Genomic DNA, 21,643 nt, shown 5'->3' on the forward strand with positions numbered 1-21,643 from the left:
AGCCCTGCCGCCACGCGGCGCACGGTCCAGCCCTGCCGCCACGCGGCGCACCGTCTAGCCGCGGCGCCACCACCAGGTCCTCCAGCCGGGCGGATCCGGGGGGTCGACGCCGCGGCGGCCCCACCACACCCAGGTCGACAGCGACGTGAGCACCAGCGCGAACCCGAAGACCAGGTCCTCGACCGGCGCGTAGACCAGCCGCACGCCGATGATCGCATCGGGGTCGTAGCGCACGATGTCGCGGCCGGTGAGGATTCCGTTCGACAGGAGCTGGAACCCCACGATGATCGGGTAGGTGGCCCAGAAGACGCCGCGCGTGAGCAGCCGGGTCCGCAGCACGAACAGGTCGACGCCCACGGCCGCCAGCGCACCGAGCACCGCGGCCACGGTGTAGGTCATTCGTCGCCGGCCTTCCAGCGGAGCACCCTGCGCACCGCCTCGAAGCCGAGGATCGCGCACACCGGCACGACGAGGAAGAACAGCACCTCGTCGAGCGGCAGCCCGCCGGGGAACACGATCCCGGTCGTCTGCCCGGGGTCGAACGTCCAGTGGCCGGCGGCGATCGCCGCCAGGTCCCACAGCACGAAGACGGCCGCGACCGGCAGCACGGTGAGCGCCAACCGGCGCCAGCGGCGCAGCACGCCGACGCGGAGGAACGGCTCCAGCCACAGGGCACCGGCGAGGCAGCCCGCCAGCACGGCGACGTAGGTCAGGTGTCGCAAGAGGACCTAGAAGCCGAGCGCCTGGGCGCGCCGCTTCACCTCGGTGGCCCCCGCCCCGTCAAGGGCGACGGCGGGTGTACCACCCGGAAGGGAGTCGTCTTCCGTGTAGAGCCACCGCATGGCCTCTTCGTCGTTGTACCCAGCGTCGAAGAGCAAGGTCAGCACCCCGGGGAGGTGCTTGAGAACGGCTTTGCCGGCAACGAGTTCCGCCGGTATCCGCAGGACGCCGTCGCGTCGCACGGCCAGCAGATGGTGGTCGCGCAGCATCTGGTGCACCCGCGTGACGGGTACCTCCAGCCGCTCGGCGACGTCCGGGACAGTTACCCACCCCACCGGTTCGACGGGCTGTTCGGTCACCGCACCAGGGTGCCATGCGCCACCCCGGCGGCGAAGCAGCAGGGCCGACCACCGCCCGACCAGACATCAAGGGAAGGACTTTCGTTGAACCTGTGGCACGCGCTGCGGCGGGAGTGCGCCGGGGCCTGGCGCTCCGTGCGCTACGACCTCGCCACGCACCGGTCGGCCCGGCTGGCGGGCGCGTACACCGAAGAGTTCCAGCCCAGCGACCCACCGGTGCCGGCGCCGTCGCGGCTGGTGCCGCTCACGGGCGTCACGTTGCTGCTGATCGGCGGGGCCGCCGGCGCGTTCCTCGCGATCAGCGGCGGGCTCGCCGCGATCGGCGAACCGGGCGGGCCGCCGGCGGCGCGCGACTACGCGGCCACCGCGTCGACCGCGCCGGCCGTGGAGGACGACGGCGGTGCGGGCGCCGGCGCGAGCCCGGTGCCGGCGCGCCGGGCCGCGGCGGACCCCCGCCCGTCGCTGACGCCGGTGCCGTCGACACCGGTCGTGGCGCCGCCCCCGCCGGTCACGGAGGCGACGTCGTCGAGTGCGCCGCCCAGCGCCAGCACCAGCGCCAGCACCAGCGCCAGCCCGTCGGCCTCCGCTTCGGCATCGGAGAGTGACGCCGGGAATACCGAAGGTCCTCGATCACGTGGCCACCGCGGCAGGCGGTGATATGAGGGGCCGTACCGCCGTACACTCGCCTGCGATGGACACAACAGTCGCCGACGCGATGCTCGGTACGCTCGTCGAGGGGCGCTACCGGGTGAAGTCACGCGTCGCCCGGGGCGGCATGGCGACCGTGTACACGGCGGTCGACGAGCGCCTCGAGCGCACGGTGGCGGTGAAGATCATCCACCCCACCCAGGCCGAGGACCCGCGCTTCCTGAGCCGGTTTCTCGACGAGGCGAAGACGATCGCCCGCCTCACCCACCCGAACGTGGTCGCGGTCTACGACCAGGGCACCCACCAGGGGCTGCCGTACCTCGTCATGGAGTACGTGCGCGGCCGCACGCTGCGCGAGGTGCTGGCCGACCGGCGGCGGCTGCAGCCGGTCGAGGCGCTCGCCGTGCTCGAGCAGGTGCTCGCGGCGGTCGCCGCCGCGCACCGGGCCGGGCTGGTGCACCGCGACATCAAGCCCGAGAACGTGCTGGTCGCCGAGGCGCCGGGCGCCCGGGAGAACAGCATCGTCGACGGCGTGGTGAAGGTGGCCGACTTCGGCCTCGCCCGCGCGGTCGAGCGCAGCGCCGAGGAGGGCGGCCAGCTGCTGGCCACCGCCGCGTACGTGGCGCCGGAGCTGGTCACCGAGGGCCACGCCGACCCGCGCACCGACGTGTACTCGGCCGGCATCGTCCTGTTCGAGATGCTCACCGGCCGGGTGCCGTACGACGGTGCCCGCCCGGTCGACGTCGCCTGGCAGCACGTGCAGCACGACGTCCCGGCGCCGTCGAGGTTCACGCCCGGCCTGCCGCCGGTGCTCGACGACCTCGTCGCCCGGGCCACCCGGCGCGATCCCGGCGCGCGGCCCACGGACGCCGGCGCGATGCTCGCCGAGGTGCAGTCGGCCCGGGAGGAGGTCGGCGTCGCGGTCACCACGCGGTCGGCGCCGCTCGCCGGTCCCACCGTGGCGGTGCCCCGCATCGATCCGACGGGCGTGCACGGCGCCACCACGATCGTCCCGAGCCTGCACACCGACCGGCCCGGCTGGGCCCGGCTGCACAGCGACCGTCCGCAGCCGCGCCGACGCGCGGCGGCGGACGCCGGCGGCATCGCCGGCCTGATCGCGAAGGTCAACGCGCATCCCCGCGGCCGGCTCGGGCTGGCCGCGGCGCTGGTGGCGATGGGCCTGCTGGCCGCGATCGGCGGGTACTGGTTCGGCATCGGCCGCTACACCGAGGCGCCCGACCTGGTCGCGAAGTCCAAGGCCGAGGCCGAGGCCGCGGCCAGAGACGCCGGGTTCACGGTGAAGTACGCGCGGCCGCAGTACGACGAGAAGGAACCCGTCGACCAGGTGCTCCGGCAGGACCCGGCCGCCGGCTCACGCATCGTCAGCGGCGGCGAGGTCACGCTGACGCTGTCGCTCGGCCCGGAGCGCTACACGATCCCCGACACCGTCGGCGACACCATCGAGGACGCGACCGCCGAACTGCAGGACGCGAAGCTCGTCATCGACCGGGTCGACCAGTACAGCGACCTGTACGACCTGAACCGGGTGATCAAGACCGACCCGCCGGCGGGCGGCGAGGTGAAGCCGAACACCCGGATCACGGTCACGGTCAGCAAGGGTCCGGCGCCGATCAAGATCCCGAACGTCGTCGGCAAGAACGCCGACCAGGCCAAGCGCGACCTGGAGAAGCTGAAGCTCAAGGTCAAGGTCGAGGAGCGCGAAGACGACAAGCCGGCCGGCACCGTCGTCGCGCAGAACCCCGACGAGGGTGCCAGCGCCGAAGAGGGCGCCGAGGTCACGATCACCGTGAGCAAGGGCCCGCCGCTGGTGGTGGTGCCCGAGGTCCGGGGCCGGTCGGCGCAGGAGGCGAAGCAGATCCTGGAGGGCCTCGGGTTCCGGGTCCGGGTGTTCGGCAACGACAACGGGCGGGTCATCATCCAGGATCCGGGTGCCGGCGGGCAGCTCCCGAAGGGCACGGAGATCCGGATCCTGTGCGGATAGCGGCGCGGCCGGTCGGCGGGCACGCGACGTCCGCCGGCGGCCTCGCCACGGGTGTCACGGGGTACCTCGACGCCACGTCGGCGAGCGCGGTGCAGGTCTACGTGTCGAACCCGCGCGGCTGGGCCCGGCCCGACGGCTCGTCCGAGCAGGACGAGAGGTTCCGTGCCCTGTGCGCGGAGCGCGACGTGGTCGCGTGGGTGCACGCGTGCCTGCTGGTCAACCTCGGGTCGCCGACGCCGGCCACGGTCGAGCAGTCGGCGGCGACGCTGCGTCACGCGCTGCGGCGGGCCGGCGAGATCGGCGCGCGCGGCGTGGTGTTCCACGCCGGCAGCGCGGTGACCGGCGCCCGCGAAGCGGCGCTCGACCGGGTCGGCGCGGCCCTGCGGCCCATCCTCGACGGGCTCGACCCCGACGGCCCGCGGCTCCTGGTCGAGCCGAGCGCGGGTGGCGGCCAGTGCCTGGCCAAGCGGGTGGAGGACCTGGGCCCGTACCTCGACGCGGTCGACCGGCACCCGATGCTCGGCGTCTGCTTCGACACCTGTCACGCCTGGGCGGCCGGTCACGACCTCGCGGCTCCCGGCGGTGCCGCCGCCACGATGGACGCCCTGGTCGCCACCGTCGGGCCGGACCGGCTGTGGCTGCTGCACGCGAACGACTCCCGCGACGCCTGCGGCTCGACCCGCGACCGGCACGAGAACGTCGGCGCCGGCAGCATCGGCCTCGACCCGTTCGCGGCGCTGCTCGCCCACCCGGCCACCGTCGGGGTGCCGGTGATCGTCGAGACGCCCGGCCACACCGCCCACGAGGGACACGCCAAGGACATCGCCAGCCTACGCAGCCTCTTCGATGGCTGACCGTCTCGTCGTCGTCTGCGGCGAGGAGGGCGCGGGCAAGTCGACGATTGTTCGGGCGCTGCTGCCGGCGACCCCACGGGGCGCCCGCATCGACGCCGAGGACCTGGGGCAGACCAACCCCTGCCCGATGGACGACGCGTTCTTCGACCTGCTCCGCCGCAATGTGGCCGGCCTGGTACGCAACTACTGGGCGGCCGGCTACGACACCGTGATCGCCGGCAGCTTCCTGCGTCACCACGCCGACTTCGAGGCGTTCCACCCGCTGCTGCCCGAGCCGCACGAGACGCACCTGGTGGAGCTGCTCGTCGACCGCGACGTGCGCGAGCACCGCCGCCTCACGCGGGCGAAGCGCACCACGCGGGAGTGGCGCGACCGGGTCGACCGGATCCCGGAGGACCTGACGATCCGCCGGGCGGTCGACCCCGCCTACCGGTACGTGGGCATCGACACCACGCACCTGACCGTGGCCGAGACGGTCGACCGCATCACCGCGGCGGTGTACCGGTAGCGGGGACCAGGACCGCTTCGCGGAGCAGCCGCCGGCACAGGACCAGCGCGTCGTCCACCTCGTCGAGGCCGGGCGTGTCGGCGACCCGGCGTACCGGGCCGGCCAGCAGCCACTCCAGCGCCTCCGTGCAGCCGCCGGGCATCGTGAGCGTGCGGTCGTCGAAGGTGCGCAGGGTCACCCTGCCGGCGTCGGCGGGTTCCAGGCGCCAGCGCAACCCCGGACGCACGGTCACGAGGCTGTCGCCGTCGAGGTCGGCGGCGAACGCGGCCTGGGCGAGCGGTCGCAGGGGTGCCGGACGGTCGCCCGGCCAGAAGCGCCGGCGTAACCGGCCGGCCACCTCCCGCGGGTCGACCTCGAGGAGCCAGTCGCGGAGGGCGGCCACCGTGGCGGTCAGCTCGGTCGACACCGCGTCGGGGTCGGCCACGTCCATGCCGAACGGCAGCGACGCGCGCAGGTCGGGCGCGTCGGCACCGGCCATCGACAGCAGCTCCTCGACGAGCGCGTAGCGGGTCACGGTCCGCACGCCGATGGTCAGGTGGACCGACAGCTCGCCGACGGCCTCGGCCGAATGCAGCCAGCCGCGCGGCAGGTACAGGGCGTCGCCGGGGGTGAAGACCCGGTCGATCGCGGCGGGGCCGGTGGCTGCGGCGGAGACCTCGTCGGCGCGGCCGCCCCAGGGCTGCTCGGGCAGCGGGTCGACCATCACCGGCGGGTGGATGGTCCAGCGTTTGCGGCCGGCGATCTGCAGCACGAACACGTCGTGGGTGTCGTAGTGGGTGGCGAAGCCGCGGTTGCCGGCCGGCGTGACGTACGCGTTGATCTGCACCGGGTGACCGAGGTCGTGGTGCAGCCGCGCGGTGAACGCGGCCAGCGGCGCCCAGGTGCGGTGCAGGCCCTGGAGCACGATCGTGGCGCCGTCGGCGAGCAGGCCGAGCACCTTCTCGTCGAGCACCTGGTCGCTCACCTCGGCGCCGGCACCGCCGCTGCCGGCGAACGCGTTCGCGGGCAGCACCTTGCCGTCGCGGGCCACCCGCACGAACGGGGTGCGCAGGCCGTGGGTGCTCAGCAGATCGTCGACGGCGTCGAGCCCGAACAGGTCGGCGAAGCCGGCCGGTGGCCGCGACAGCAGCGGCGCCTGCGCCCAGTGCTTGGCGACGAACTCGTCCCCGGGTATCCCGATACAACGGGCGAGAGCTGTGTTCTCTGCGCCCGCCTCCGCGGGCGCGGGCCGCGCGGCCCCGGCGGTGCCGCCTTCCCTCGTCGCTCCGGTCGCTCCGCTCCCGCCACTCCTCAGTCCAGGCGACACCGGCCGCGCGGCCGGTGTCGCCTGATCCCTGCTCAGCGTCATTACCGGGCGGTGCCGTCGGCGCCGCCGTCCTCCGCGCCCTGGCCGGTGTTCGCGCCACCGTCGGCCACGCCCTCGGCGGAGCTGTCGGCGCCGCCGTCCTCGGCCTCGGGGCCGGTCGCGGCACCGCCGTCGGCGACACCCTCGTCGGCGATGGTGCCGTCGGCCGCACCGTCGTGCTCGTGCAGGTTGGCGCCGCCGTCGGCGGGGCCCTCCGAGGAGCCTCCGGCTCCGCCCGAGGTGATGTCGTCGTCGTTGAGTCGCATGCTTCCTCCACGAAAGGCGGGCGCCGCAAGGGCGCGGTGATCGTCGGGACGATCACCTACCCGGAGGAGGGCCTGCCAATCACTCTCCGCGAAGGATCTCCGAAATTGCGTCGATTGCGCGGTCGACGCCGGCGTCGTCGAGGTCGAGGTGCGTCACCAGGCGCGCGGTCCGCGGTCCCAGAACGGACACGAGGACGCCGTGAGCGCGGGCCCGCTCACCCAGTGCCACCGCGTCGACCGGAGCCTTGGTCAGGTCCAACGGGACGATGTTGGTGCGCACGTCGGCGACGTCGACGACCCCGAACGGGGCGAGGGCCTCCGCGATCCGGCGCGCCCGCTCGTGGTCGTCGGCGAGGCGGGCGATGTGGTGACGCAGCGCGTACTGCCCGGCCGCCGCCAGGATCCCGACCTGGCGCATGCCGGCGCCGAGCCGCTTGCGGAGCACCCGGGCCGCGGCGATCTTCTCGGCCGACCCGATCACCAGCGACCCGACCGGCGCACCGAGCCCCTTCGACAGGCACACGGACAGCGTGTCGAACAACGCGCCGTACGTCGCCAGCGGGACCCGGTCGGCCACGTGCGCGTGCCAGATGCGAGCGCCGTCACAGTGCAGCGCCGCGCCGGCGGCGTCGGCCACCGCGCGCAGCGCGGTGAGCGTCGGCAGCGGGATGACCGCGCCACCGGCCCGGTTGTGGGTCTGCTCCACGGCGATGAGCGTCGTCGGGACCGCGTGGAAGCCGGCCGGGCGCACCATCGCCGCCACGGCGTCGGGGTCGAGGTGGGCGCCGGCGGTCGGCCAGGTGCGGCTGGTGATGCCGCCGTAGGCGGCGGCCGCGCCGGACTCGTACGTGACGATGTGCGCGTCGGCGTCGCAGAGCAGCTCGGTACCGGGGCCGGCGGCGAGCTGCAGGGCGAGCTGGTTGGCCATCGAGCCGGTCGGCGCGAACAGGGCCGCCTCGTGGCCGAACAGTGCGGCGACCTCCGCCTCCAGCGCGTTGACCGTCGGGTCCTCGCCGTAGACGTCGTCGCCCACCTCGGCGGCCGCGATCGCCTCGCGCATCGCCGGCGTGGGCCGGGTGACGGTATCGGAGCGGAGATCGACAAATGATTGTTCAGCCACGCAGCATCTCCGCCACCAGGAAGGCCAGCTCCAGCGACTGCTGGGTGTTCAGCCGCGGGTCGCAGGCGGTCTCGTAGCGGCGCTCGAGGTCGGCGTCGACGATCTCCTGCGCGCCGCCGAGGCACTCGGTGACGTCTTCGCCGGTGAGCTCGACGTGCAGGCCGCCCGGGTGGGTGCCGAGCTGGCGGTGCACCTCGAAGTAGCCGAGCACCTCGTCGACGATGCGGTCGAAGTGGCGGGTCTTGTACCCGTTCGACGACTCGATCGTGTTGCCGTGCATGGGGTCGCACTGCCACACCACCCGCGCGCCGGTGGCCGTGACCTTCTCGACGATCGACGGCAGCGCGTCGCGCACCTTGTCGTTGCCCATGCGGCTGATCAGCGTGAGCCGGCCCGGGATGTTGTCGGGGTTGAGCTTCTCGCACAGCTCGATCGCGTACTCGGGCGTGGTGGCGGGTCCGAGCTTGACGCCGATCGGGTTCGCGATCCGCGACATGTAGTCGACGTGCGCACCGTCGAGCTGCTTGGTGCGCTCGCCGATCCACAGGAAGTGGCCGGACAGGCCGTAGGGCCGGTCGCCGACGGTGCGGGTGAGCGGGCGCTCGTACTCCAGGGCCAGCGCCTCGTGCGAGCAGAACACGTCGGCGGTGCGCAGCGCCGAGTCGTCGACGCCGCAGGCCTGCATGAAGCCGATCGCCCGGTCGATCTCGCGGGCGATCGCCTCGTACCGCTGGCCGGCGGCCGACGTGCGCACGAAGCCCTTGTTCCAGTCGTGCACCGCGTGCAGGTCGGCCATGCCGCCGTGCAGGTAGGCGCGCAGCATGTTCATCGCGCTCGACGAGTTCGCGTACACGCGGATCATCCGCTGCGGGTCGGCGACCCGGGCCTCGGGCGTCGGCTCCAACGAGTTGATCATGTCGCCGCGGTAGGCGGGCAGCCCGAGCGCGTCGAGCGGCTTCGACCGCGGCTTCGTGTACTGCCCGGCGACCCGGCTCACCTTGATCACCGGTAGCGAGGCGCCGTAGGTCAGCACCACGGCCATCTGGAGCAGCGTGCGGGCGTTCGCGAGCAGGTGCTCCGACGTGTTGTCGGCGAACGTCTCGGCGCAGTCGCCGCCCTGGAGCAGGAACGCCTTGCCGTCGGCGACCAGGGCGAGCTTCTCGCGCATCAGGTCGACCTCGTACGGGGCGACGATCGGTGGGACGACGTTGAGCACCTTCATCACGTCGTCGACCGCGGCCTGGTCGGGCCACGGCGGGGTCTGCGCCCGCGGGAGGGTACGCCAGCGGTCCAGGTCTACCGACCCGTCGTCGACGGACTGCCCGATCTCGGGGCCGGGGAACTGGAAGTGATGCCATTCCTGACGCATGCAAACAGCGTACGATCGCGGGCCAGCCACGGGGTGGCGGGTAGGTGCTATTCCAGCCAGCGGTAGAGCGTTCCCGGCCCGACGACGGATGCCCCCGCCGCGACGACCCGGTCGCGGAGGCCCCGGTCGGCCGTGACCACCAGGGCCGGGCCCTCTGCGCTCCTGGCCACCCCCACGACGGTGTCGTCGCCGCTACCCGGAGCCGACAACACGCGTATCCTCTCGCTCTTCTCGATGTCGCGGGCCTTGCCCTCCACGACCAGGACGACCTCGACGGCGGCCGGGACCACCCCGCGCTCGACGGCGGCCGCGAGCCGGTCGCGCAGCCGCGCGGCGGCACCGGCACGATCACGCCACCAGCCGTCGGGCCGGGAGCCGACGACGTTCGCGCCGTCGACTATCAGCAGGCCTTCGGTCGGAAGCCGGTCTGTCGTCACGAGGGTGATTGTGGACCCCGGCCCGGTTGACGGTTCACGTGCACTACCCGGCAGACGAACCGCGCGCCCCGGGCGGCGGATGGCGACCGGACGCCCGGTCTCGCGTCGGCCCTGTTCCGGGCGCTGCCGGAATCGATCGGACACGATTCCACGATCGTTACCACAGAAACGGAACCGTCTCTATCCGCAGAACGCATACTTGCGGCGATCAAGAAGGTACGCACAGTGAGTCCGTCGGTCCAGTGACCGCGCTAGCCATCGCCGCGAGCCCGGCGCTAGGGTCCTTGTGACGATTCAACTTGTCCGACGGGTGGGTTCGGACATCGACAGGGCGTAGTTCCGCGGTTCGGAAGGCGGTACCAGGGCGTCGTGAACACCAGCGCCGCCGCTGCCGACGAGCCAGCCCCGGGAGCGGGCCGGTTCGTTCATGACGCGCTGCTCTACGGCTCCGAGCGGGAGTACCTCGACGCCACGGTGCCGTTCCTGAGCGACTCGCTGGCCGCGGGAACCCCGACGCTCGTGGCGGCGCCGCCGCGCAACGCCGCCTGGGTCACGCGGGCCCTCGGCCCGCGCGCCGAGAAGGTGCAGATCGTCGACATGACCATCGACGGCCGCAACCCGAGCCGCATCATCCCGGCCGTGCTGCGGGCGTTCATCGACGAGCACGCCGGGCAGCCGTTCGCGATCGTGGCCGAGTCCGTGTGGACCGGGCGCAGCGCCGCCGAGTACCCGGTGTGCCTCCAGCACGAGGCGATGGTCAACGTGATGTTCGAGGGCCTCGCCGGCACCATGCTCTGCCCCTGCGACCGCGCCCTGGAACCCGAGACCCTGCGCGACCTGTGCCGCACCCACCCGATGGTCATCGTCAACGGCGAACGCGGCCCGAGCCGCAGCTACACCGACGCGGAGACGGTGGTGCGCGAGTTCAACGTCCCGCTGCCCGGTCCCGACCCGGCCACCCCGGTGCTCGGCTTCGCCGTCATCGACGACCTCCCCCGGCTGCGCGAGTTCGTCGGCCGGCACGCGGGCGCGGCCGGCCTCGTGCACGACCGGTCCATCGACCTGCAGATGGCCGCCAACGAGATCGCCACCAACACGATCCGCCACGCCGGCGGCCCGGGCGCGGCGCGGGTGTGGGTCGAGAACCGCCACGTCGTCTGCGAGATCACGGACAGCGGCCACATCACCGACCCGCTGGCGGGCCGGTACGCGCCACCGTTGACCAGCGAGGCGGGTCGCGGTCTACTGGTGATCAACTACCTGTGCGACCTGGTTCGTATCTACAGCATCCCCGGCCACACGACGATCCGGATGTACATGCGGATCTAGAGTCCCGAGTCGCAGGTTCGCGCGCAGTCGTGGGCAAAGCCGACATTTCAGCTCGGACGGACCCTTGCCGCCACTGTCCGTCATCGTCGATCCGCCCACCAGGTCTGTGCCGGTCGCCTTGATCGTCATGCGAGGAACGAACGTGAAGCCTCACTGCAGTTCCGTTCCTCAAACAACGATCAACAGATACCCGAGCCCCCGCGAAGACAGAGCATCCGAACGCACAGTGACACACCACGACTGCATACGAATCAGCGACCCGGGACACTAGGGTCTCGCGCAGCCCGACCCGCGCAGCCCGACCCGCGCAGCCCCGTGACGCCCGCGGCTCCCGGCCGCCTTTCCCGCGCCGCGCCGCGCCGCCCGCTAATCCCGCGCTATCCCGCGCCGCCCGCTTGATCCCGCGCCGCGCCTCCGCTCAATCCCCACGCCGCTGCCCTATCCCTGCGGCCCGTCCCTCCCGTGCCGCGCCGTGCCCCACCGTCCAATCCCGCGCCATCCCGCGCCATCCCGCGCCGTGCCGCCCGTCCCATCCGGCGTTGCCCGCGCCGCGCATTCCACGCCATCCCCCGCCGCCCGCCATGCCGCGCAGCCCGCAGTTCCCCGCGCGGCCCGCCCGCGCCGCGCCGCGCGCCCAATTCCCGCGCCGATCTTGCAGTTGTGGCCGTACTTATTTCGGGTGATGTCAGCACTTGTCGGGGGCCACAACTGCAAGATCGGCGACGCGGGGCGGGCAGCCGCGCGCGGACAGCGGGCGCGCGCGGACAGCGGGCGCGCGCGGACAGCGGGCGCGCGCGGACAGCGGGCGCACGTGGACAGCGGGCGCGCGCGGACAGCGGGCGCACGTGGACAGCGGCGTACGGGGTGGGGGTGTCAGCGGCCGTTGCGGGGCATGCGGATGGCGATGGTCGGTGCGTCGGTCATGACGGAGCCGGGCGCTGTCGCCTCGGTTGTGCCGGTCGCGGTGCCCGCCCGCGCCACCTCGACGCCGTCGGTCAGCTCGAGTATCTCGCGCTCCCCCAGCCGCCGGGCCTGGCCGGCCGGCATCCGGCCGCGGCCCTCGGGGCCGACCACCACGGTGCCGTTGGTGCTCATGTCGGTGGCGTACACCCCGTCGGGACGGAGTTCGAGCGCGACGTGCTTGCGGCTGACCCAGGTACGGGCCTCCTCGTCGAGCATGGGGCCGAGCGCCACCGCCCCACGCTGGTCGGGTGCCCGCCCGACCACCACGGGCGAGCCGGCGGCCACCGCGAACCGCTGCCGCACCAGTCCACCCACCCGCACCACCAGGGCGACCACCGGCGGCCGGGCCCCGGCGTCGGTCAGGCGCTCGCCGTGGCGCGGACACGTCGGGACGCCCTGCGCGAGCTGCGGGGGCGACTGGCCGGTCCCCGGACGGCCGAAGCTCGGGCAGTCGGATACCGGACAGCGCCACATCCGGGTGAGGACCCGCAGCGCCTGCTCGGGTACCGGGGCCGGCCCGGGACCAACGGGGACCAGCTGCACCGCTCCCCCGCCACCGGGCGTCGGACGCAGCGCGTACCCGCGGATCTGCGCCCGGGTGAGCACCGGCTGGCCGGTCAGTGCCGACACCTCGCCGGCCCGGGCCAGCGCCGGCGCGCCGGCCGGCAGGATCTCCAGCAGCCCGTCGTCGGACCAGCGGCGGAGCACCATCCGCTCGTTGGAGGTCAGCTCGGTGTCGCTGAGCAGCCCGCGGTCGGCCACCGGGTACAGGGCCACGCCGCCGTCGCCGAGCAGCCGGGCCAGCCCGTCGACCAGCAGTCCGAGGCGCAACAGGGACGCTTCCTTGCCGCTGTCGAGATCCGCGAACCGGACCGCCTCGGTGACCTCGACGATGCCGCCGGTACGCAGCGGGTCGGTGGCGAGGCGGCGCTCGATCGCGTCGAGAGCGCGGTGCTGGTCGAATCTCACCCGAACATTCTGCGTCACGTCCGGAAAAGCTTGGACGGAGGCGGTGTTGGCGTCACCGCCTCCGTCCGTTTCCTGGGTCGGCCCCCCAACCACTGGTCCGTAAAAGGTATGGGACCGGCTACCTAACGCGACAGTGTTGAACGCGTGAGTGAATGTCACGCGGCAACTTGTGCGACTGTGGACAACCTCGGTGGGCGCCGAAGCCGGCGCCTCCGGGCGATCAGTCGGCCTGCGCGGCTATCTCCTGTGCCCGGTCACGGGCCGCTTCCAGGGCGCCGAGCAGCGCCGCCCGCACCCCGTGGTTCTCCAGCTCGCGGATGGCGGCGATCGTGGTGCCCGCCGGCGAGGTGACCGCCTCCCGCAGCTTCACCGGATGCTCGCTCGACTCGCGGAGCATCACGGCGGAGCCGATCGCCGTCTGCACGATCAGGTCGTGCGCCACCTGCCGGGGCAGGCCCAGCAGGATGCCGGCGTCGGTCATCGCCTCGACGAGGTAGAAGAAGTACGCCGGGCCGGAGCCCGACAGCGCCGTGACCGCGTCCTGCTGCGACTCGGGCAGCCGCAACGTGCGTCCCAACGGCTTGAACATCTCCTCGGCCAGCGCCAGGTGCTCGGCCGTGGCGTGCGGACCCGCCGAGATCGCCGTCATCGCCTCGTCGACGAGCGCCGGCGTGTTCGTCATCACCCGGACCACCGGCGTGCCGGCGGCGAGGAACCGGGCGAAGAACGACGTCGGCAGGCCGGCGCACAGCGAGATGACCAGCTTGCCCCCGGGCACCTTCGGGCCCAGGTCGGTCATCAGCGCCTCGGCGTCCTGCGGCTTGACGGCGACCGCGATGACATCCGCCTCCGCGGCCGCCGCCTCGTTCGGAAGCACCCGGATGCCGTACCGCTCGGCCAGTTCCCGGCCGCGTTCGGGCCGGCGGGCGGTCGCGATCAACCGCCCGACCGGCCACCCGGCCCGGACCAGCCCGGACAGCATGACCTCGCCGATCTTGCCCGCGCCGACGACGGCAACCGTGTGCTTCATGTCAGTTCCCGAAGAAGACTTCGACCTCGTCGTAACGCTCGACGGGGACGGTCTTGAGCTCGCGCGTCGCCTCCTGCAGCGGGACCCGGACGATCTCGGTGCCGCGCAGGGCGATCATCTTGCCGAAGTCGCCGGCGTGCACCGCGTCGATCGCACCCAGGCCGAAGCGGGTGGCGAGCACCCGGTCGAACGCCGTGGGCGTTCCGCCGCGCTGGATGTGGCCGAGCACGACCGTGCGGGCCTCCTTGCCGGTCCGCTTCTCGATCTCGCCGGCCAGCCACTGGCCGATGCCGCCGAGGCGCACGTGGCCGAACGCGTCGACCTCGCCGCTCTGCAGCGTCATGTCGCCCTCGGCCGGGATCGCGCCCTCGGAGACGACGACGATCGGCGCGTACTGGATCTCGAACCGCTTCTCGACGTACGCGCACACCTGGTCGATGTCGAACTTGCGCTCGGGCAGCAGGATCACGTTGGCGCCGCCGGCGAGGCCGGAGTGCAGGGCGATCCAGCCGGCGTGCCGGCCCATGACCTCGACGACGAGGCAGCGGTGGTGGCTCTCGGCGGTGGTGTGCAGCCGGTCGATCGCCTCCATGGCGATGTTGACGGCGGTGTCGAAGCCGAACGTGTAATCGGTGGCACCGAGGTCGTTGTCGATCGTCTTCGGCACACCGACCACGTTGACGCCCAGGTCGGTGAGCTTCGACGCGACGCCGAGGGTGTCCTCGCCACCGATGGCGACCAGGGCGTCGATGCCGAGCTCGGCCAGGTTGGTCTTGATCTGCTCGACCCCGTTGTCGATCTTGAACGGGTTCGTCCGGGACGAGCCGAGGATGGTGCCGCCACGCGGCAGGATGCCGCGGACCTCGGGCACGCCGAGCGGCCGGGTGAGGCCCTGCAGCGGGCCCTTCCAGCCGTCGCGGAACCCGACGAACTCGTGCCCGTAGGTCTGAACGCCCTTACGGACGACACCGCGGATGACCGCGTTGAGGCCGGGGCAGTCGCCGCCGCCGGTGAGCACGCCGATACGCATGCTGATGTCCTTCCGGATTCTGATGTCTGTTCGAGGCGCCTTGATCGCGGCGACAGTGCCTGCGGCGCTGATGGTGTCCCGGCGAAACCCTATCGCCCGGACCACCGGGCGACGCGCCCGGCGTCCTGGTTTAGGGGGCCTATTTGCCCCAGGCCGGGTCGGCCGCCTTCTCCATCGCGTTCCACCGCATGAGGTTGTGACGCGCGTCGACGAGCGCGTCGTGGCGCCCGCTGACCGCCGGCAGCGGCGGCTGGCCCAGGTCGTCCCAGCGCTGGCGCAGGTCCTTGGTGTAGCGCGGGATCTCCCGCGGCAGCGCCGGCATGGCACCCCAGAGCTGCGCGAGCGCCACATGGTCGTAGGCGGCGTACCAGGCCCAGAGCTCGATCTCCTCGCCCGGCTCGGTCATGAACGCGAAGATGTCCTCGCGGATGCGTTCACGCGACCGCCAGGCCCGGTCGGCGGGCGAGGGCAGCTTGTCGAGCACGTTGCGGCGCACCCAGGGCAGGGCGCGGCTGTCGTCGAACTCGGTGCTCACCGCGTAGAACTCGCGGCCGCGCTCGTCGACCATCCCGATCGACACCAGGTCGATGAGGTGCCCGTCCTCGATGAACTCGCAGTCGTAGAAGTATCGGTACGGCATCGGGCTCCATCATGCTGCACTGGCGAAATCCCGCACAGGCCCACGGCATGATCGCCGGAGCTGCGCTCCGTCGATCATGCCGTGTGCAACAGGTCCCGCGCGTCGTGGAGCCCCTTCAGGTTCTCCTCCGGCCCCTCGATCCCCCGTCGGTCGTCGGTGTGGACGCGGTGCGCGAAGTAGTACGCCTGCACCGCGTACCGGAACCGCAGCATCGTCGGCAGCGTCGCCTCCAGCTCGTCGCGACTGACCAGGCCCGCGGACAGGTACGCCTCGACCAGGTCACCCGCCGCCGGCGGGCCGCCCGCGTACATCACCGCCGAGGCGACGTCGTACATCAACGGACCGGTGCCCGCCGAGCCCCAGTCGATGATCCCGGTGTGCCCGGTGTCGAGGTCGAACCGGAACGCGTCGGGCGACGGGTCACCGTGCGACGTGCCGTAGGTGAGCTGGTCGGTGACCGTGAGCCGGGCCATCGCGGCCATGGCGTCGGCGACGGCCGGGCGCACCCAGTCCTCCACCCCGAGGTGCGCGCCGTCCGTGCGCAGCAGCTGGAACCGGCTCAGACCGGGATGGGCGAACCCGGCGAGCCGGCGGTGCGCGCTGCCGAGGGCGTCGCCCCACCAGTGCTGGTCGAGCGGGTCGTCGCGGACCAGCGGCCGGCCGGGCACGTACTCCAGCAGCGCCATCGTGGAGTGGTCGGTGCGGACCGACAGGGCACCATCGGCGGCCCGGACGGGCCGACCCGCCGCCAGCCCGTTGGCGCTCAGGTGCTCGGCGGCGGCCAGCCCGGCCTCGAACGGCCGACGCTCCGGCGCCGGGACGGCCTTGGCCACGCATCGGCGCCCGTCGAGCTCGACCAGCCAGGCCAGCGAGTTCATCCCGCCGTCGAGCGGCGTGCAGGAGACCGTCGTGAAGTGCCAGCTGGTGCGGAGCAGCGTGCGAACCTCGTCGATGCCCATCACGGCTGCGAATTATCGCGGACGTGAAGGAGCCCTCACACTCGGTTTACATCGATGCCACCCGTCGGTGGGACAGCGTCCGGACCCGGGAGCGCCGACGCGGCCCCCTCGTTCCGCGTCGGCGCCCTCCCCCCGAACCGGACCGTCACGCCGCGGCGACCGCGGGCGCCATCGATGCCGCCGACACCCGCCGCAACGCGTCCCCCGCCGAACGGTCCGTTCGCTGTAGCCTGCTGGCTGCCTCAGATACGTTCTGTCGGGCACCCGCCGGAAGGGGTGTACAGGCCGCGACACCCACGACATGATCTGTAGCAGACCTTTTGGGAACCTTTTGAAGACGGCCGGGGAGGAGTGGACCGGTGGAGGCTCGCCTGCCCGATCCCGGCGACGCGCTGAGTGGCGTCGACATGTTCGCGACCCTGGAGCCTGAGATCCGGCAACGGGTCGTGGCGGCGGCGGTACCCCGTACCTACCGCAAGGGTCAGCTGCTGTTCGTCGAGAACGACCCCGGCGAATCGCTGATCGTGCTGCGACGCGGCGCGGTGATGGTGTTCCGCACGGCGCCGACGGGCGAGCGGGCGGTGCTCAACGTGCTGCGTCCGCCGGAGGTGTTCGGCGAGGTGTCCCTGCTCGACGGGCTGCCCCGGTCGCTGTCGGCGGAGGCGATCGAAGACACCCAGGCGCTGGCCCTGTCGCGCGGCGCGTTCATCGAGCTGCTGCACCTCAACCCGCGGATCCTCGACGCGGTGATGCGCTCGTTCGGTGCGCTGGTGCGCCGGCTCACCGAGCAGAACGCCGACCACGTGTTCCTCGACCTGCCCGGTCGGGTGGCCAAGACCCTGGTGCGCCTCGCCGGCGACAGCTCGGCGCCAATGGTGACGATCGAGCTCAACCAGAGCCAGCTGGCCGAGATGGCCGGCGGCTCGCGGCAGAGCGTGAACCAGGCGATCGGCTCGTTCTCGAGCCGGGGATGGCTGCGCACGGAGGGGCGGCGCATCGTGGTCACCGACCTGCCGGCGCTGCGCCGGCGGGCCGGGATGAGCTAGCGGTCCTCGTCGGACCCGTCGGTGTCAGAGGGTGGCTCGGTGGCCTCCCAGCAGGTCACCACGCCACACGCCTCGAGCTTCGCGAGCGTGATCGCGTCGACGTCGACGAAATCGCCGGCCCGGTGCACCGAGCCGCCGTATCCCACCCATCCCCGTGCCAGGCGAACCGCGACCATCGCTCACCCTCCTCGTCCGTTAAGCCGAACTGTAGCGACCGAACGGCTACTGATACATGCCGCTTCGTGACACTGTCGCGTATGAGACGGGCTGGCGGAGAGCCGGTGCAAAGGTAACGATACTGACCATAAACCGACCTACGGATACAGGGAGGAACCGCCATCGGAACGGCGTGCCCGCAGTGCGGCCGACCGTCAGCCGCCGATGACCGGTTCTGTGGCGGTTGCGGATCCGCCCTGCCCCGCGCCTGCTCCCAGTGCGGACGTCCGCTGGCCGCCGACGCCGCGTTCTGCACCGGCTGCGGCACCCGGGTCGCCGCCGCCGAGCCCGCCCGGTCGGAGGACCGTCGCCGCGTCTCCGTGCTGTTCGTCGACCTGATCGACTTCACGCCGTACGTCGAGCGCACCGACCCCGAGCAGGTCCGCGACCTGCAGACCGCGTTCTTCGCCGCCGCGCGCAGGGTGATCACGCAGTACGGCGGCGTCGTGGAGAAGTACATCGGTGACGCGGTGATGGCGCTGTTCGGCGCACCGGTGGCCACCGAGACCGACGCGGTCAAGTGCGTCCGGGCCGGGCTGGAGCTGCAGCGGGTGCTCGACCGGTACGCCGACGGCGGGCTGCGGTGCCGGGTCGGCGTCACCACCGGCGAGGCCCTGGTCGACGTCGCGGCGGCCCGTGACGGCGGGCAGGCCATCGTCGCCGGCGACGTCGTGAACATCGCCGCCCGGTTGCAGTCGGTCGCGCCGCCCGGCGGGGTCCTGGTCAGCGGGGCGACCTACGCCGCGACGAAGAGCGTCATCCGGTACGCGGCGCAACCACCGGTGACGCTGCGCGGACGCAGCCAGCCCACGGAGGTGTGGCTGGCGATCGCGCCGATGCAGCGCGTGCACCCCGACCGCGAGATCGGCGCGACGCCGCTGGTGAACCGCACCCACGAGCTGGCGCTGCTGGTCAACGCGCTCGACCGGGCGGTCGCCGACCGGATCCCGCAGGTTGTCACGGTGCTCGGGCACGCCGGCATCGGCAAGAGCCGCCTGGTCCGCGAGCTGTACCAGCACAGCCAGCGGCTGCTCGGTGTCGACCCGGTGGTCTGGTACACCGGCCGCTGCCCGCCGTTCGGCGAGAACGTCACCTACGCGGCGCTGGCCGACATCGTGAAGGCGCACGCCTCGATCCTCGACTCCGACTCGGCCGGCACGGCCCGCTCGCGCCTCGACGACGCGCTGGAGGAGCTCGTCGGCCCGGCCGAGGCGGCCCGGCTCAGCGACGCGATCGGCCCGCTCGTCGGCCTGCCCGGTTCGCAGCTCGCCGCCGAGGAGGCCGAGTCGGCGTGGCGGCGGTTCGTCGGCGCGCTCGCGGCCCGTCAGCCGACCGTGCTGGTCATCGAGGACCTGCACTGGGCCGACGACTCGATGCTGCGCTTCGTCGACCTGCTCGGCGCCTCGATCCGCGACGTACCGCTGCTGCTCCTGGCGACGGCCCGGCCGGAGCTGGTGGAGCGCAACCCCGGCTGGTCGGCCACGATCTCCGGCGCCCTGACGATCACCCTGCCGCCGCTGCGCGACCAGGAGATCGCCACGATGTACGCGCACCTGCTGGGCAAGGCGACGTACCCCACCGAGGCGCTGGAGCCACTGGTCGAGCTCGCCGACGGCAACCCGCTCTACGCGCACGAGTACACGCGCATGCTCATCGAGCAGGGCGTACTCGGCGACCTGGCGCTGGGGCCGGCGTCGGCCGGGCTGAGGAGCGCGGCGGCGGGGGAAGGCGACGCCTCCGCGGGCCCCGGCGCCCACGCGGGCGGGGCGAGCGCATCCGGCCGAGCGCTGCTGCCGATGCCCGACAGCGTGCACGCGGTCATCGCGAACCGGGTCGACCTGCTCGACGCCGCCGACCGCGCCGTGCTGCAGGCGGCCGCCGTCGTGGGCATGCAGTTCTGGCCGGGCGCGGTCGCGGCGGCGTTGGGGAGACCGGTGGAGGCGATCGAGCGGACGCTGCGGCGGCTCGAACAACGGGACCTGGTGCACGAGCAGGAGACCTCCACGATGGAGGGTCAGCTGGAGTACCGGTTCGGCCACCTGCTCGTCCGCGACGTGTGCTACCAGCGGCTGCCCCGGAGTGAACGGGTCGCCCGGCACAAGCGCACCGGCGACTGGCTCGACCGCATCGCGTCGAGCCGCGACACCGACCTCGCCGAGGTGCTCGCCCACCACCGGTTCACCGCGTACGAGATCGCCCGCACCCTGGGCAGCGACGCGGTCCGGTACGCGCCCGCCGCCCGGTCCGCCCTCTACCGCGCCGCCCGGCGCGCCTACGCCCTGCGCGCCCTCGACACGGCGGCCGCGCACGCCGAGCGGGCGCGGGTGCTGTGCGACGACGCGACCCCGCGCGCCGAGCGGCTGCGCATCGAGCTGCTGGCCGCCGAGATCGCCTTCTACGCCGACGGCGAGAGCTTCCTCGCGGCCGGTGGTGTCGAGCGGCTCACGGGCGTGGCCGGGCGGCTGCAGCAGGCCGGCGAGCAGGCCGGTGCCGCCCGTGCCTGGACGCTCCTCGGGCAGGCCGCGTGGTTCCGGGCCGACCGCACCACCGGTCTCGCCTGCCTCGACCGGGCCGTCGAGCTGTTCGACGACCTGCCCGACACGCCCGAGAAGGCCGACGCGTACGCCGAGCTCGGTCGGCTGCACATGCTCAACCTCGAAGACGGCCCGGCGGTCGCCGCGGCGGGCGCGGCGGCCGAGATCGCGTCGCAGCTTCGGCTGGTCGAGGCGGCCGCGAACGCCCGGATCACGATCGGCACGTCCCAGTACCTGGCCGGTGACCGGCGCGGGCTGGCCGAGCTGCAGGCGGTCATGGACCTGTGCCGGCAGCAGCGGCTGCTCGCCCTTCCCCGGGTGGCCCGCAATCTGTCCTACGCGCTGATGGAGGAGGGCGACTGGACCGGGTCGGTCGCGGTGCGCGAGGAGGGCCGGGCCAGTGCGCCCAGCGGTCACACGCTGGCGACCGGCTACTCCGGCATCGTGCAGGAGGCGTACTTCTCCGGTGACTGGTCGGTGCTGCTGGCCGACACCGAGCCCGGGGAGTTCTCGATCTGGGACCTGCAGTCGCGGGGCCTGCTGGTCTGGGTCCGCCTCCTCCACGGCGACGACGTACCCGACGAGACCGTCGACGAGCTGGTCGCCGACGGCCGGCGCACCGGCTTCCACCGGCCGCTGTGGAGCGGTCTCGGCCAGGCTGCCCTGTGCCACGCCCTGCGCGGACGCCGCGAGGAGGCCCGCAGCCTGCTCACCGAGCTGGGCGAGAGCTGGCAGAAGGTCCGGGCGATCGCCAGCGGCGAGTGGCTGCAGGCGGCCTCCCACGCCGCGGTGCTGATCGGCCGCCCCGCCGCTGTGGCTCTGCGCGAGCTGCTCGCCGACGTGCCCCACCGCACCCTGTGGGTCGACGCCGCGCTGCGCAGCGTCACCGCCGCGGTGGCCGCCGCCGATGGCGACCCGGCCCGGGCGGCGACCCTGCACCTGGCGGCGGCCGACATCTACAACGGCATCCCGAACCACACGAACCGCGTGCTGTCGCTGGCCGAGGCCGTCCGGGCCGACCCGGGCCAGACCGCGGCGGCGGTGGAGCTCCGCGGGTTCGCCGCCCGCCACGACGTGCCCGGTCTCCTGACCCTGGCCGGCCTGTAACCCCGCCCCGCCCGCGCCCACCCGCACGCACACCGCCCCGGCCCGCACGCACCCCGGCCACGCACCCCGGCCACGCACGCCGGCCCGCCCGCACGCACACCGCCCAGGGCCCAGCGCCCAGCGCCCAGCGCCCAGCGCCCAGCGCCCAGCGCCCAGCGCCCAGCGCCCAGCGCCCAGCGCCCAGCGCCCAGC

At 73.1% G+C, this 21,643-nt stretch carries 21 protein-coding genes; 7 read left to right on the plus strand and 14 right to left on the minus strand.

Annotated elements, in window-relative coordinates; translation table 11 throughout:
- Positions 1-54: 54 nt before the first annotated feature.
- The 3 genes from Voc01_RS18025 to Voc01_RS18035 are packed head-to-tail and all read right to left on the minus strand — an operon-like array spanning position 55 to position 1,079.
- Entirely contained in the window at positions 55-399 is a 345-nt protein-coding gene (locus Voc01_RS18025) for a lycopene cyclase domain-containing protein (protein ID WP_203928614.1), read from the minus strand.
- Entirely contained in the window at positions 396-722 is a 327-nt protein-coding gene (locus tag Voc01_RS18030) for a lycopene cyclase domain-containing protein (protein ID WP_203928615.1), read from the minus strand. The genes Voc01_RS18025 and Voc01_RS18030 overlap by 4 nt, the downstream gene beginning before the upstream one ends.
- A gap of 6 nt (positions 723-728) precedes the next feature.
- Positions 729-1,079 carry an Rv2175c family DNA-binding protein gene (locus Voc01_RS18035; RefSeq protein ID WP_239160284.1) on the minus strand — a complete coding sequence of 117 codons (351 nt, stop codon included), beginning with the start codon at positions 1,077-1,079 and terminating at the stop codon, positions 729-731.
- 84 nt (positions 1,080-1,163) lie between these two features.
- Here Voc01_RS18035 and Voc01_RS18040 point away from each other — a divergent pair, with 84 nt between their 5' ends.
- From Voc01_RS18040 to Voc01_RS18055, 4 genes are read left to right on the plus strand one after another with little or no spacing between them, the layout of a single operon-like run.
- Positions 1,164-1,736 carry a hypothetical protein gene (locus tag Voc01_RS18040; RefSeq protein WP_203928616.1) on the plus strand — a complete coding sequence of 191 codons (573 nt, stop codon included), beginning with the start codon at positions 1,164-1,166 and terminating at the stop codon, positions 1,734-1,736.
- A 34-nt stretch (positions 1,737-1,770) separates the two neighbouring features.
- The gene (gene pknB, locus Voc01_RS18045; RefSeq protein WP_203928617.1) at positions 1,771-3,729 is read left to right on the plus strand and encodes a Stk1 family PASTA domain-containing Ser/Thr kinase; all 1,959 of its coding nucleotides are present in this window, start codon (positions 1,771-1,773) and stop codon (positions 3,727-3,729) included.
- Positions 3,720-4,583, plus strand: a complete 864-nt coding sequence (locus Voc01_RS18050; protein WP_203928618.1) for a deoxyribonuclease IV — start codon at positions 3,720-3,722, stop codon at positions 4,581-4,583. Before pknB ends, Voc01_RS18050 begins: the two co-directional genes overlap by 10 nt.
- Positions 4,576-5,091 carry an AAA family ATPase gene (locus tag Voc01_RS18055; protein WP_203928619.1) on the plus strand — a complete coding sequence of 172 codons (516 nt, stop codon included), beginning with the start codon at positions 4,576-4,578 and terminating at the stop codon, positions 5,089-5,091. Before Voc01_RS18050 ends, Voc01_RS18055 begins: the two co-directional genes overlap by 8 nt.
- Here Voc01_RS18055 and Voc01_RS18060 read toward each other — a convergent pair.
- The 5 genes from Voc01_RS18060 to Voc01_RS18080 all read right to left on the minus strand — a co-directional run bounded on the left by Voc01_RS18060 (position 5,069) and on the right by Voc01_RS18080 (position 9,628).
- Positions 5,069-6,439: a cupin domain-containing protein gene (locus tag Voc01_RS18060; protein WP_203928620.1), complete on the minus strand. Its 1,371-nt coding sequence runs from the start codon at positions 6,437-6,439 to the stop codon at positions 5,069-5,071. The genes Voc01_RS18055 and Voc01_RS18060 overlap by 23 nt on opposite strands.
- A complete protein-coding gene (locus tag Voc01_RS18065) occupies positions 6,439-6,702 on the minus strand; it encodes a hypothetical protein (protein ID WP_203928621.1) in 264 nt (87 codons plus the stop codon). The genes Voc01_RS18060 and Voc01_RS18065 overlap by 1 nt, the downstream gene beginning before the upstream one ends.
- A gap of 79 nt (positions 6,703-6,781) precedes the next feature.
- Positions 6,782-7,822 carry a threonine aldolase family protein gene (locus Voc01_RS18070; protein ID WP_203928622.1) on the minus strand — a complete coding sequence of 347 codons (1,041 nt, stop codon included), beginning with the start codon at positions 7,820-7,822 and terminating at the stop codon, positions 6,782-6,784.
- Positions 7,815-9,191, minus strand: coding sequence for a class II 3-deoxy-7-phosphoheptulonate synthase (locus Voc01_RS18075; RefSeq protein WP_203928623.1), 1,377 nt, complete (start codon positions 9,189-9,191; stop codon positions 7,815-7,817). The genes Voc01_RS18070 and Voc01_RS18075 overlap by 8 nt, the downstream gene beginning before the upstream one ends.
- Before the next feature lie 47 nt (positions 9,192-9,238).
- Positions 9,239-9,628 carry a hypothetical protein gene (locus Voc01_RS18080; protein ID WP_239160285.1) on the minus strand — a complete coding sequence of 130 codons (390 nt, stop codon included), beginning with the start codon at positions 9,626-9,628 and terminating at the stop codon, positions 9,239-9,241.
- A gap of 369 nt (positions 9,629-9,997) precedes the next feature.
- Here Voc01_RS18080 and Voc01_RS18085 point away from each other — a divergent pair, with 369 nt between their 5' ends.
- Positions 9,998-10,957: an anti-sigma factor RsbA family regulatory protein gene (locus Voc01_RS18085; RefSeq protein ID WP_203928624.1), complete on the plus strand. Its 960-nt coding sequence runs from the start codon at positions 9,998-10,000 to the stop codon at positions 10,955-10,957.
- Between the two features lie 873 nt (positions 10,958-11,830).
- Here Voc01_RS18085 and Voc01_RS18090 read toward each other — a convergent pair.
- The 5 genes from Voc01_RS18090 to Voc01_RS18110 form a co-directional block, all read right to left on the minus strand.
- Positions 11,831-12,889, minus strand: a complete 1,059-nt coding sequence (locus tag Voc01_RS18090; RefSeq protein ID WP_203928625.1) for an FHA domain-containing protein — start codon at positions 12,887-12,889, stop codon at positions 11,831-11,833.
- A 220-nt stretch (positions 12,890-13,109) separates the two neighbouring features.
- Positions 13,110-13,919 (minus strand): pyrroline-5-carboxylate reductase, encoded by an 810-nt coding sequence (gene proC, locus Voc01_RS18095; RefSeq protein WP_203928626.1) that lies wholly within the window; start codon positions 13,917-13,919, stop codon positions 13,110-13,112.
- 1 nt (position 13,920) lies between these two features.
- Positions 13,921-14,949, minus strand: coding sequence for a 6-phosphofructokinase (locus Voc01_RS18100; RefSeq protein WP_203928627.1), 1,029 nt, complete (start codon positions 14,947-14,949; stop codon positions 13,921-13,923).
- Between the two features lie 139 nt (positions 14,950-15,088).
- A complete protein-coding gene (locus tag Voc01_RS18105; RefSeq protein ID WP_203928628.1) occupies positions 15,089-15,589 on the minus strand; it encodes a polyadenylate-specific 3'-exoribonuclease AS in 501 nt (166 codons plus the stop codon).
- Positions 15,590-15,663: 74 nt separating this feature from the next.
- Positions 15,664-16,548 (minus strand): phosphotransferase enzyme family protein, encoded by an 885-nt coding sequence (locus Voc01_RS18110; protein WP_239160287.1) that lies wholly within the window; start codon positions 16,546-16,548, stop codon positions 15,664-15,666.
- A 359-nt stretch (positions 16,549-16,907) separates the two neighbouring features.
- On the opposite strand from Voc01_RS18110, the gene Voc01_RS18115 reads away from it, so the two are divergent.
- The gene (locus Voc01_RS18115) at positions 16,908-17,594 is read left to right on the plus strand and encodes a Crp/Fnr family transcriptional regulator (protein ID WP_203928630.1); all 687 of its coding nucleotides are present in this window, start codon (positions 16,908-16,910) and stop codon (positions 17,592-17,594) included.
- Here the strand turns inward: Voc01_RS18115 and Voc01_RS18120 are convergent.
- Entirely contained in the window at positions 17,591-17,770 is a 180-nt protein-coding gene (locus tag Voc01_RS18120; protein ID WP_203928631.1) for a hypothetical protein, read from the minus strand. The genes Voc01_RS18115 and Voc01_RS18120 overlap by 4 nt on opposite strands.
- Positions 17,771-17,932: 162 nt before the next feature.
- On the opposite strand from Voc01_RS18120, the gene Voc01_RS18125 reads away from it, so the two are divergent.
- Positions 17,933-21,451, plus strand: coding sequence for an AAA family ATPase (locus Voc01_RS18125; protein ID WP_239160288.1), 3,519 nt, complete (start codon positions 17,933-17,935; stop codon positions 21,449-21,451).
- Positions 21,452-21,643 lie beyond the last annotated feature (192 nt).

The organism is Virgisporangium ochraceum, assembly GCF_016863655.1.
GTDB lineage: Bacteria > Actinomycetota > Actinomycetes > Mycobacteriales > Micromonosporaceae > Virgisporangium > Virgisporangium ochraceum.